This window comes from Maribacter litoralis (assembly GCF_003075045.1).
Classification (GTDB): Bacteria; Bacteroidota; Bacteroidia; order Flavobacteriales; family Flavobacteriaceae; genus Maribacter; species Maribacter litoralis.
This window is the reverse complement of the sequence record NZ_QCZD01000001.1, coordinates 149,993-162,398: the sequence shown is the minus strand read 5'-3', so window position 1 is coordinate 162,398 and position 12,406 is coordinate 149,993. Positions and strand designations below refer to the sequence as shown.

General features: G+C 35.3%; 13 protein-coding genes. All 13 read right to left on the bottom strand.

Going from position 1 to position 12,406, the window contains the following annotated elements; translation table 11 throughout:
- Nucleotides 1-54 precede the first annotated feature (54 nt).
- Complete coding sequence (locus tag DCS95_RS00755; RefSeq protein WP_116768951.1) at nucleotides 55-414, bottom strand: GNAT family N-acetyltransferase; 360 nt, start codon at nucleotides 412-414, stop codon at nucleotides 55-57.
- Nucleotides 414-992 (bottom strand): imidazole glycerol phosphate synthase subunit HisH, encoded by a 579-nt coding sequence (gene hisH, locus DCS95_RS00750; RefSeq protein ID WP_116768950.1) that lies wholly within the window; start codon nucleotides 990-992, stop codon nucleotides 414-416. Before hisH ends, DCS95_RS00755 begins: the two co-directional genes overlap by 1 nt.
- Before the next feature lie 60 nt (nucleotides 993-1,052).
- Nucleotides 1,053-1,403, bottom strand: coding sequence for a four helix bundle protein (locus DCS95_RS00745; protein ID WP_116768949.1), 351 nt, complete (start codon nucleotides 1,401-1,403; stop codon nucleotides 1,053-1,055).
- A gap of 32 nt (nucleotides 1,404-1,435) precedes the next feature.
- Complete coding sequence (gene hisB / locus DCS95_RS00740) at nucleotides 1,436-2,578, bottom strand: bifunctional histidinol-phosphatase/imidazoleglycerol-phosphate dehydratase HisB (protein ID WP_164674088.1); 1,143 nt, start codon at nucleotides 2,576-2,578, stop codon at nucleotides 1,436-1,438.
- A 1-nt stretch (nucleotide 2,579) separates the two neighbouring features.
- A complete protein-coding gene (gene hisC, locus DCS95_RS00735) occupies nucleotides 2,580-3,626 on the bottom strand; it encodes a histidinol-phosphate transaminase (protein WP_116768948.1) in 1,047 nt (348 codons plus the stop codon).
- A gap of 43 nt (nucleotides 3,627-3,669) precedes the next feature.
- A complete protein-coding gene (gene hisD / locus DCS95_RS00730; RefSeq protein ID WP_116768947.1) occupies nucleotides 3,670-4,953 on the bottom strand; it encodes a histidinol dehydrogenase in 1,284 nt (427 codons plus the stop codon).
- Nucleotides 4,954-5,049: 96 nt separating this feature from the next.
- Nucleotides 5,050-5,907, bottom strand: coding sequence for an ATP phosphoribosyltransferase (hisG, locus tag DCS95_RS00725; RefSeq protein WP_116768946.1), 858 nt, complete (start codon nucleotides 5,905-5,907; stop codon nucleotides 5,050-5,052).
- Nucleotides 5,908-6,142: 235 nt separating this feature from the next.
- A complete protein-coding gene (locus tag DCS95_RS00720; RefSeq protein WP_116768945.1) occupies nucleotides 6,143-6,958 on the bottom strand; it encodes a prohibitin family protein in 816 nt (271 codons plus the stop codon).
- Between the two features lie 10 nt (nucleotides 6,959-6,968).
- Nucleotides 6,969-8,993, bottom strand: coding sequence for a VWA domain-containing protein (locus DCS95_RS00715; RefSeq protein ID WP_116768944.1), 2,025 nt, complete (start codon nucleotides 8,991-8,993; stop codon nucleotides 6,969-6,971).
- Nucleotides 8,994-9,060: 67 nt separating this feature from the next.
- Nucleotides 9,061-9,810 carry a 3-oxoacyl-[acyl-carrier-protein] reductase gene (fabG, locus tag DCS95_RS00710; protein WP_116768943.1) on the bottom strand — a complete coding sequence of 250 codons (750 nt, stop codon included), beginning with the start codon at nucleotides 9,808-9,810 and terminating at the stop codon, nucleotides 9,061-9,063.
- A 106-nt stretch (nucleotides 9,811-9,916) separates the two neighbouring features.
- Nucleotides 9,917-10,789: a succinate--CoA ligase subunit alpha gene (gene sucD, locus DCS95_RS00705; protein WP_116768942.1), complete on the bottom strand. Its 873-nt coding sequence runs from the start codon at nucleotides 10,787-10,789 to the stop codon at nucleotides 9,917-9,919.
- Nucleotides 10,790-10,863: 74 nt separating this feature from the next.
- Nucleotides 10,864-11,799, bottom strand: coding sequence for a UDP-3-O-(3-hydroxymyristoyl)glucosamine N-acyltransferase (locus DCS95_RS00700; RefSeq protein WP_116768941.1), 936 nt, complete (start codon nucleotides 11,797-11,799; stop codon nucleotides 10,864-10,866).
- 33 nt (nucleotides 11,800-11,832) lie between these two features.
- The gene (gene efp / locus DCS95_RS00695) at nucleotides 11,833-12,399 is read right to left on the bottom strand and encodes an elongation factor P (RefSeq protein WP_116768940.1); all 567 of its coding nucleotides are present in this window, start codon (nucleotides 12,397-12,399) and stop codon (nucleotides 11,833-11,835) included.
- Between the last annotated feature and the right edge of the window lie 7 nt (nucleotides 12,400-12,406).

Below are 12,406 nucleotides of genomic sequence, written 5' to 3'. Positions count from 1 at the left end.
TATTTGTTTATCTACAGACATCCATAATGCTGAATCTCCTATTTTATCGAATTCTTATCGCTCATACAATTGATGAGCATCTTTGGTTTTTAAAGCTAATGTTTTAAGACTTTTTATAGTGGGATCTTCTAGCATGGCTTCTATCAATATTTTACCATAACCTTTACCTTGAAACTTATCAAAAATGATTACATCCATGAAGTAACCAAAATAGATGTAATCGGTAACAACCCTTGCAAAACCTATTTGTTCATTATCCTTAGTATAGATACCAAAACAATACGAATTTTCAATAGAGAGTTTTACTTCATTTAAAGTTCTATCCTTACCCCAATATGATGAGGCGATAAATTGTTGAATTCCTTCTACATTCAACAATCTCTTATTTTTAGAAATAAAGTAATCTTGCTTCATTACATTTTCAAAAAGTTTTCTAATATCTTTTCCCCAACATCACTGGATTTCTCTGGATGAAACTGGGTTCCGTAAAAATTATCCTTTTTTAAAGCCGCGCTATAGTTTATGCCGTAGGAACATTGTGCAATGGTTTCTTTACATAAAGGTGCAAAAAAGCTATGAACCAAGTAAATATAATCTTCCGGAACATCAGTGAACAATGAAGATTTAAGGTTTTCTATTTTGTTCCATCCTATCTGTGGAACTTTTACCGCATTATCAAACTTAACAACATCTACATCAAAAATCCCGAGTCCTGTTGTATTGCCCTCCTCCGATGAATTGCACATTAATTGCATACCTAAGCAAATCCCTAATACAGGCTGTTTTAAAGTCGGAATAACTTTGTCCAAACCACTGTTCAACAACATTTTCATGGCACTACTTGCCTCACCTACCCCTGGGAATATCACTTTATCGGCACGCTGTATTTCAGAAACATCATTGCTTAAAACAGCTTCATAACCTAAGCGTTTAATCGCAAATTTGATACTCTGAATATTTCCTGCTCCGTAATTTATAATTACAATTTTCATAAGCTCAGATACAAGGTTAAAAGTACAAAGTACAAGGTGTTTATCGTATTTTTCATTTCTTTACATTCTATTTGCTAGTGACGTTTTTATTGAGGCTACAATGATTGCCAAAAGTTCTTTAGCCTCTTTATGTAATATTGTTATCTCTTCTTTTCTTTCAGAATTAACTTCTAAAAACAGTTCTAACCAATATGCAGATTCATCAATTTCCTCTTCAACAATCTTTAGTTTATTTATAAAATCAGCGGTAGATTTTGCTCTTTGCGAAGCTCTATAATTTGCACCAACTGAGCTAGAACTTCTTATTAATTGTCGTACCCAAGCATCTAATTCTCTGGACCGCGGAACTTGTTTGCAGAATAACCAACAATCTACAGCAAATTGTTTAGTTCGTTTTTTTAAATCTTGCATTACTTTGTAATTATTACTTCACACCTTGTACTTTATAATACTCCCTTTGTACTTGGTAACACCATTTTTTCCACATCTCTTTTCACTGCCATTTTTATACTTTTCGCAAAGGCCTTGAACATAGCTTCAATTTTGTGATGTTCGTTGGTTCCCTCTGCTTTTATATTTAAATTAGCTTTAGCTCCATCAGTGAACGATTTAAAGAAATGGTGAAACATTTCCGTAGGCATGTCGCCTACCATTTCACGCTTAAAGTCTGCATCCCATACCAACCAATTTCTACCACCAAAATCTATAGCGGATTGTGCTAAACAATCATCCATTGGCAAACAGAATCCGTAGCGTTCTATACCTAATTTATTTCCTAAAGCCGAATGAAATACCTCGCCTAATGCAATACCGGTATCTTCAATTGTATGGTGCTCATCTACTTCTAAATCACCATCCACTTTGATCATTAAATCCATTTGCCCATGGCGAGCTAATTGATCTAGCATATGGTCAAAGAATGCCAGTCCGGTTTTAATTTCACTTTTACCGGTACCATCTAGGTTCAGTTTTATAGCAATATCAGTTTCATTGGTTTTTCTATGAATTTCAGCCGTTCTATCATTTAATTTCAAGAACTCATAAATCTTCTCCCAATCATTGCTTTCAATCGCAATATGGCTATCCAATTCATCACGTTTAACTGTGATTTCACCAGTACCTAAGTTGGTCTCATCGTTGATAAAAATACCCTTAGAACCAAGGTTTTTCGCAAGTTCCATATCTGTTAATCGATCACCGATAACAAAGGAATTTTTCAAATCATAATCATCGGAAAAATACTCGGTCAATAATCCGGTGCCAGGTTTTCTAGTGTTGGCATTTTCATGCGGAAAAGTTCGATCAAGAAACACCTTATCGAAAACCACACCTTCATTTTCAAAGGATTGAAGAATAAAATTATGAACCGGCCAAAAGGTGTCCTCAGGAAAAACATCTGTTCCTAATCCGTCTTGGTTGGTAATCATTACCAATTCATAATCCAATTCTTTTGCAATTTTACCTAGAAAAGTAAATGCTTTCGGATAAAAAATCATCTTTTCAAATGCATCTATCTGCTCATCTACCGTTTCTTTAATTATGGTACCATCTCTATCAATAAACAATACACGTTTTTTAATTTCCATATTAGTTCGATAATGTTTTTAAAGCATTAATTAATGATTTATTCTCTTTTTGGGTACCTACAGTAAAACGCAATGTGTTCTCACATAATGGTTGTGTAGTACGATTTCTAACCACCACCCCTTTTTCCAATAATTGATTATATCTTAAGGTTGCATCATCAACTTTTGCCAGTATAAAATTGGCATCTGTCGGATAGATTGTTTTAACAAATGAAACTGCTTTCAAAGCCTCAATAAGGTTGCTTCTTTCCGTTAAAATTTTAGCAACTTCTTCTTCAACTCCATTTATATCCAACACCCGTTCAATGGCTTTATCCTGAGTTAATTGATTTACATTGTACGGAGGTTTAATCTTATTTAAAACAGCAATAATTTCAGTTGATGCCATACATAATCCAAGTCGAATACCTGCCATACCATATGCTTTGGATAAGGTTTGGGTTACAATTAAATTAGGATAATCTGCCAATTTAGATGTCCAGCTTTCTTCGGATGAAAAGTCAATATACGCCTCATCAATTACCACTAATCCGTTAAACGAGGTCAATAGCTCTTCTATAATTGAAGTCGAAAAGCTATTGCCTGTAGGATTGTTGGGCGAGCAGATAAATATCAATTTTGTATTGCTATCAATTGTATTTAAAATTCCCTCAACGTTAGGTTGAAAATCATCGGTTAATAATACTTCTCGGTTTTCAACCAAATTAATTCCGGAAAGCACTTTGTACATTCCGTATGTAGGTGGCAATGTAATGATGTTATCTTGTTTTGGCTCACAGAACGCCCTGAACAACAAATCTAACACTTCATCACTACCATTACCTAAAAGAATATTTTCTTCTTTAATCTCTTTCTGTTCTGCTAAAATAGCCTTTAGACCTCGCTGTTGAGGATCGGGATAACGATTTACTCCATTCTCGAACGGATTCTCATTGGCATCTAAAAAAACCATGGTAGAACCATCGGAAACATACTCATCTCGTGCAGAGGAATACGGACTCAAGCCCTTTACATTTTCTCGTGTTATTTTATCTAAATTGAAACTCATTAGTTCAATATGGTGTTGGTCATTGAGCGTAGCCGAAATGACATTATTTTAAACTATTTAATCTTAAGGTCACTGCACTTTTATGAGCTTCTAGTCCTTCTGCTTCTGCCATTAACTCTATAGCCTTGCCAATATTTTGTATTCCTTCTTCATTGATTTTCTGAAAAGTCATGCTTTTCAGAAAACTATCTAAGTTAACACCGCTATACTGTTTGGCATAACCATTAGTTGGTAAAGTATGATTCGTACCAGAAGCATAATCTCCAGCACTTTCAGGCGTATAATTTCCAATAAAAACCGAGCCTGCATTATATGTATTATCTATATAATAATCTTCATTTTCTACACAAACAATGTAATGTTCCGGTCCGTATTCATTGATGAGATCTATAGCTTCTTGGTCATTTACAACATAAATCAATTTACTATTCGCAATCGCCTGTTTCGCTATTTCTTTACGTGGTAAATCTTCTAATTGTTGGGCAACTTCTTTTTCAACGGCATCAATTATAGCTTTAGAAGTAGAAACTAATATCACCTGACTATCTACCCCGTGCTCAGCCTGACTCAATAAATCTGAAGCAACAAAAGCAGCATTCGCCGAATCATCGGCCACGACCAGTAATTCTGACGGACCTGCTGGCATATCAATAGCTACTCCATACTTTGTAGCAATTTGTTTGGCTACGGTTACATACTGATTACCTGGTCCGAATATTTTATACACTTGCGGTATGGTTTCCGTCCCAAATGTCATTCCCGCGATAGCCTGAATACCACCAACTTTTACAATTTTGGTTACTCCGCATAAATTAGCAGCGTATAAAATCGCAGGGTTCAATTTCCCTTCCTTGTCTGGAGGAGAACACAATACTATTTCTTTACAGCCGGCAATGGTAGCTGGTACTGCCAACATTAAAATGGTAGAAAATAAAGGAGCCGTTCCACCAGGAATATAAAGTCCCACTTTTTGAATAGGTCTTTTTTCTTGCCAACAAGTCACACCCGGTGCAGTTTCAACTTCTACACGGTCGGTTTTTTGAGCTTCGTGAAATACTTCTATATTAGATTTAGCAAGTTTTATAGCCTCTTTTAAATCATTGGAAACTAAAGACTTTGCAGCTTCAATTTCAGCCTCTGAAACAAGCATATTTTCCAAAACCACCTTATCAAATTGCTCGGTATACTTTTTTAATATTCCATCACCGTTTGATCTTACCTCTTCAAAAATACCGTTGACCAATCCTTCAATATCGGCAACAGTTTGTGTTGGGCGTTTTAAAACGTCAGTCCAATCTGCTCTCTCTGGATTATATATTTTATTCATTTCTTTAACTAGCTATTAGCCTTAAGCTACTGGCTTTTGGCAAAACACATATATTTATTCTAGCTAATAGCAAATGGCTAAAAGCTAAAGGCATATTTACAACACCATCTTTTCAATTGGGCAAACAAGAATACCTTCTGCACCGGCTTTCTTTAATTCATCGATAACTTCCCAAAATTTATCTTTATTGATTACCGTGTGTACTGAGCTCCATCCTTCATCGGCAAGTGGTAAAACTGTGGGACTTCTCATACCTGGCAGTAATTTTATAATAGCATCTAACTTCTCATTAGGTGCATTCAACAAAACATATTTAGAACCTCTAGCCCTTAAAACCGATTGAATTCTAAATTGTAATTTTTCAAGCAATTCTTTTCGCTCTGAAGTGATTTTTGGAGAGACAGCAAGTACAGCTTCACTGGTGAGCATTACTTCTACCTCTTTTAAGTTGTTTTTAAATAAAGTACTACCGCTGGAAACAATGTCACAGATAGCATCTGCAAGTCCGATATTCGGTGCAATTTCCACAGAACCGTTAATAATGTGTAAATCTGCATTAACACCTTTCTCTTTCAGGTAATTTATAACTGTATTTGGGTAAGAAGTTGCAATACGTTTCCCTTGGAAATCCTGCACCGAATTATACTTCACAGATTTCGGTACGGCCAAAGAAACTTTACATTTAGAAAAACCTAATTTTTCTGCAATGGAAATATCCTCTCCTTTTTCAATTAAAACGTTTTCTCCAATGATTGCAATATCAACCACACCATCTCTTAAGTACTGAGGTATATCGCCATTTCTAAGGTAAAACACCTCAATCGGAAAATTTCTTGAAGAAGCTTTCAATTGATCTTTACCGTTGTCAATAGAAATTCCGCAGTCTTTTAAAATTTGAAGGGATTCCTCATTAAGTCTTCCCGATTTCTGAATAGCAATTCTAATTTTAGTCATTTTCTTAATTTAATGCTTGGCAACCAAAAGAGATTTAAATACAAAACCCGTTTGATTGCTCAAACGGGTTTTTAAAATATGTTGTTCTACTACAATACATTCCTACCTCGCCTGAGCGTGTGTATGAATATGATGATGTGTAGTTCTGTTTTTCATTCTGATGTAAAAGTAAAAGGTATTTTTCATTTCACAAAACAAAAGTTTAAAATGAAACAAAAATAATGCACTACGTGTTTTAGTTATTACCTAAAATTAAAGGTAACCCAGAATCTCCACCACCAACTACGATGACCTTAGTATTTGGTGATTCAGAAAGTTTAAGTGTAGCATCAATACCTTTATCCTGTAAAATTTTATCCGTCAAAGACGCACTTAAAATTTTATTGGCATCTGCTTTACCTTGTGCCTCTATAGTAACTTTTTCAGCCTCCTTTCTCGCAGTAACCAATCTAAATTCATATTCTAAGGACTCCTGCTCCTGTCGCAACTTTCTTTCTATCGCCTCTTTAATCGTTGGAGGCAACGTAACATCTCTAACTAAAATTTCATTCAACTGAATATATTCTCCCTCAACAATCTTTTTGGTTTCATCGAATATCTCTTGTTGAATAGCGTCTCTCTTACTAGAATACAATTGTTCTGGTGTATAACGCCCAACCACAGAACGTGCAGCTGATCTAATGGTAGGTAACAAAACACGTTGAATATAGTCTTCTCCTTTTTCTTGATGTAGTTTACCTAAATCGTTTCTAATAGGCTCAAACCATGCAGAGGCCTCTAATTTTATATCAAGACCATTACTAGAGAGCACGTTCATTTTTTCCAATACCTCTTGCTGTCTAACTTCATAAACGAACACTTTGTTCCAAGGGGCAACAATATGAAAACCTTCTCCCAAAGGTGGTTCATCGGTTACAACACCATCGCCAAAAGTTTTGTACAAAACACCAGCTTCACCTGATCCTATGGTGACCGTAGATTTTGAAAACATTATTACTAGTACTATAAAAACAAATATTGCGGGTAGCGCAATCTTGGGTAACTTATCCATTCTTGTTAATTTAAATTAATCCGTTATATTTTCTGATGAACCATTCTACGGCAAAGGCTAAAACTATAATTGCCAATAGTATTCTGAAATCAATCAAAGATACGATATTTTCAGTGCTTTTCTCGGTAGGCACGTATGCTTCATTCTCCTTTAAATCTTGCAGCAATTCATCAATTTGAGAAGGATAAAATAATTTTCCCCCGGCATTTGCAGCTAATTTTTCCAATTTCTCATCATTGCTAGATACAAATTGATTTTCCATATCAAATTCGGAAATAACAAAGCTTCCTGTTTCTTTTTTAGATTCATTTTCAACCGAAACAACAAATTGATATGAACCCGCTATTAGATTGGACAAGTCAGCTTCAAAATATCCATTTTTTAAAACCATAGGATTTGTTTGAATCTTATTGCTTTCCATATTGGTTACTTTGATATTCACCTTAGCATTTAGATCGAATAAAAATGCTTCATCAAAATAAGTGGCAGTAATAACGGTATTGCTACTCCCCTCATACACCTTTTCATAATCCACATTCAATCTCGATTTGTTTTTAGAGCTGGTTAAATAACGAATGAGATTTCCCATATACTCATCAAAATTGTCGAATTTGCTACTATTTCTATAAGTCTGTATTCTCCATTTCCAAAGGTTCTCCCCTAGTATGAGTGCATGTTTACTGGCATTACGTTCTATAACCGCCATTAACGGTTGCTGCACATCTAAACCCTTTATCTGAGTACCTAGCAAGGTTTCATATTGAGATGTTATTAAAACAGGACCCGCATCACTTACTAATGGAGGAAAATCGGTAAGGTCAAAATCTGAAATATCATATTTTGTAAATCCGTTGTTCAGTAACCCAAATACCTCCTGTTCAGGATATCCATTCTCTATTTCAAAACCCACATCGGAATTATTCAAAAATCTATAATCTGTTTGTGTGCCTGTAATGATAAAAGTATTTGCATTCTTGCTTTTAGCATAATCAAAAGCATTGTTGAATCTAGATGTAGGCTGATAGAAAATAAACAAATCCATTTCTTCCAAGCTACTATTCGACGTATTTGATTTTAAAATGGATACTACCCTTTGCTCGTTACTTTCTATAGATTTTTTAAGTGCACCTAAATCCGGATGCAAAATGTCTGAAATTAAGGCAATTTTCGTTTTTTCATCGATTACTTCAATACTTGTAGTTCTACTATTATTTTCTATATTTCGTTCTTCGGGCAATCGAGATACCGCAACTTCAAGATTTTTGATTCCCACGCTATTGGCATCAACCTGAATAGCGATAGTCTTTAAATTAGATTGGGCATCTAACTTGAAACTTTCTCTATGAACTACGTTATCGTTCATTTTAATGGCAACGCTAACAGATTCTGTTGATTCCCCTTGATATGCGATATAAGTTTCTAAGGGAAATTTATTTTTAAGAAAAGCATACTTATTCGTTAAAATAGGGCCGACAGAAATATCCTTATACTTTGTAGTATCACCCAATACTAATGGATAAACACTGTTATTTTGGTCTGATGAAAAGAAACTATAATCTTCACCAATAGTTTGGTTTCCATCAGAAAGCACAACAGTAACTGTCTGTTCGCGTGCATAAATATCTTTTAAGGCAGTAAGCGACTGGTGGAGATTAGTATTTTTATCGGTAAACGTTAGGGTATCCAATACCTTTAAATCAGTGCCGAATTTATATGCCGCCAATTGAAATCGCTCAGAAATTTCATCTGTATAAAAATCGGATACCAGCTTTTTTACTTCCTTTCCATGTTCAGCAATCGAAGTAGAATTATCTGCCAGTATCACTAAGTTGGGTTTTTCTAAGGTGTATGATTTCTGTGAAAACTGCGGATTAATCAATAAAAGCAATAATCCAAAAACACCAACAAAACGCAAAAAAGCTAAAAGCAGATAAATCTTGCTTTTAGCCTTCTGTTTATATAAGTATTGAAAGACAACGATACCAAGCGCGACAATTGTCGCAAGAATAATATACAATACCGTTATGCTCTCCATTTATGTTATAAAGTTGAACTTAAAAGAGGAACTTTTAATACTCGTTCCAAAGAAAATACATTTTGATTTAGGTAAGCATACCACCATCAACATTCAATACTTGACCAGTAACATAACTAGACAAATCTGATGCAAAATACAGACAAGCATTAGCAATATCTTCGGTAGAACCACCTCTTTTTAATGGAATACCATCTCGCCAGCCCTGTACTGTTTTCTCATCTAGTTTCTCGGTCATTTCAGTTTCAATAAAACCTGGTGCAATTGCATTGCATCTAATATTTCTTGATCCTAACTCTAACGCAACAGATTTTGTAAAACCAATCATACCTGCTTTAGAAGCAGCATAATTTGTTTGTCCTGCATTACCCTTAACCCCAACAACACTACTCATATTTATAATAGAGCCCTTACGTTGTTTTAGCAAAGTTCTTTGTACAGCCTTGGTCATATTAAAAACAGACTTTAAGTTGATATCGATTACCGCATCAAAGTCAGCTTCTGACATTCGCATTAAAAGATTGTCTTTAGTAATACCTGCATTATTGATCAATACATCGATTCTACCGTCAAAATCCTCTAAAACTTTAGCAACCAACTCTTCTGCCTCTTGAAAGCTAGCAGCATTACTTTTGTATGCTTTTGCTTTAACTCCTTTTGCCGTTAGTTCCTTTTCCAATGCTAAAGCTGGTGCTTCACTAGAGCTATATGTAAATGCAACATTTGCACCGTGATCAGCGAAAACTTGGGCAATACCCATACCGATTCCCCTACTTGCCCCTGTAATAATTACGTTTTTATCTTCTAATAATTTCATAAGTCCGTTTTTTAAAACCGATGTTTATCAAATATACCTTTTGTTTCATTTATAGGCTAAAAAAAATCCCGCTATAAACGGGATTTTATATGAAAAACATGAGTTCTTAACCCATTACTTCTTTTACTTTTTTACCTATTTCAGCTGGAGAATCAACAACGTGAATACCACATTCTCTCATAATTCTCTTCTTTGCTTGTGCAGTATCATCGCTACCACCAACAATAGCACCAGCGTGACCCATTGTTCTACCGGCAGGAGCAGTTTCACCAGCGATAAAACCTACAACAGGTTTATCACTACCACTAGCTTTATACCATTGTGCAGCATCAGCTTCTAGTTGACCACCGATCTCACCGATCATAACCACACATTTCGTTTCTGGGTCGTTAATCAACAATTCAACGGCTTCTTTGGTCGTTGTTCCAATAATTGGATCACCACCAATACCAATGGCAGTTGTAATACCTAAACCTTGACGCACAACTTGATCAGCAGCTTCGTAAGTTAAAGTTCCTGATTTAGAAACGATACCGACGTTACCTTCTTTAAAAACAAAACCTGGCATAATACCAACTTTAGCTTCACCTGGTGTAATAACACCTGGACAGTTAGGTCCGATCAAGCGACACTCTCTATTTTTAATATAGTTGGCAACCTTCACCATATCAGCAACAGGTATACCTTCTGTAATTGTAATAATAACTTTAATTCCTGCTTCTGCAGCCTCCATAATTGCATCTGCAGCAAATGCTGGCGGTACAAATATGATAGTAGTATCTGCGCCTACTTTTTCAACAGCTTCGGTAACCGTATTAAAAACGGGTTTTCCCAAATGCTCTTGTCCGCCCTTACCTGGTGTAACACCACCAACGATATTAGTACCGTACTCAATCATCTGTCCGGCATGGAAAGTACCTTCACTACCAGTGAAACCTTGTACGATTATTTTGGAATCCTTATTTACTAATACGCTCATACTACTGTAGTTTTTATTTTTTTTAATTATGAACAAAAATATAAGTTGTTAATGAATTTTATAGCATTACACACTTATTTCTTATCTATTTTTTTAATTATTTCTGGAATCTGTTTTAAATATGCCAATTGCTTCAACTTTTCGCGAGATTCTTCTATTGGGGTACCAAAATAACTCTTACCGCCTTTTACCGACTTTGTTACTCCCGTTTGCCCCATAACTACCGCTTTTGCACCAATGGTAATTCCACTATTGGTACCAACTTGTCCCCATAGTGTTACTTCATCTTCAATTATAACACAACCAGCAATTCCCGTTTGTGATGCAATTAAACATTTTTCTCCAATAACCGTATCATGACCTACGTGAACTTGGTTGTCCAATTTAGTCCCGCGCCCTATCGTAGTATCACCAGATACACCTTTATCAATGGTACATAGAGCACCAATGTCAACATAATCTTTTATTACCACTCTACCACCGGAAATCAATTTATCAAAACCTTCTGGTCGCTTTTTATAATAAAAGGCATCAGCACCGAGAACACTACCTGCATGTATGGTAACATTATTACCAATTACGCAATTATCATAAATAGTTACATTTGAGTGAATTAGGCAATTATCACCAATTTCAACATTATTGCCCACGAAGGAGTTTGGTTGAATAATAGTGTCTTTACCAATTTTAGCAGTAACTGCAATTGCTTGTTCACTCGGCACAAAGGGCTGAAAAAAGGCAGTTAATTTGTTGAAATCCCTAAAAGGATCCTCTGAAATCAACAAGGCTTTTCCGTCAGGACAATCTACATGTTTATTAATTAGAATTATTGTTGCCTTAGACTCCAAAGCTTTATCATAGTACTTTGGATGATCTACAAACACAATATCACCTTGTTCAACCACATGAATCTCATTCATGCCTAGCACGGGAAAATCATCGTGCCCAACATATTCGCTAGAAATTATCTCAGCGATCTGTTTAAGTGAAAAAGTAGTAGGGAATTTCAAATGACCTGTTTATGTCCTTTTAATAAATTGCTCTTATTCCTTTACACGTTCCATATAAGAACCTGTAGCAGTGTCAATTTTTACTTTATCACCTTCATTGATAAAAAGTGGCACATTTACCTCTGCTCCTGTTTCAACCGTAGCCGGTTTAGTTGCGTTGGTAGCTGTATTTCCTTTTACACCAGGTTCTGTATAAGTCACTTCTAAAATAACACTTGCTGGCATATCTACAGAAAGTGGCATACTATCTTCAGTATTGAACATAATCTTCACCACTTCACCTTCTTTTAAAAGGCCCGGTGCATCAAGAGAACTTTCTTCCAAAGTTATTTGGTTGTAATCATCTGTATTCATGAAGTGATAAGTTTCGCCTTCTGGATATAAATATTGGTATGAACGTGTTTCTACACGCACATCTTCAATTTTATGCCCTGCAGAAAAAGTATTGTCCAAAACCTTACCTGTAGATACGCTTTTTAATTTAGTACGTACAAAAGCAGGTCCTTTACCCGGTTTTACATGTAAAAATTCTATTATTTTATAGATATCGTTGTTATATCTTATGCATAGTCCTTTTCGTATATCTGATGTAGATGCCATTACTATT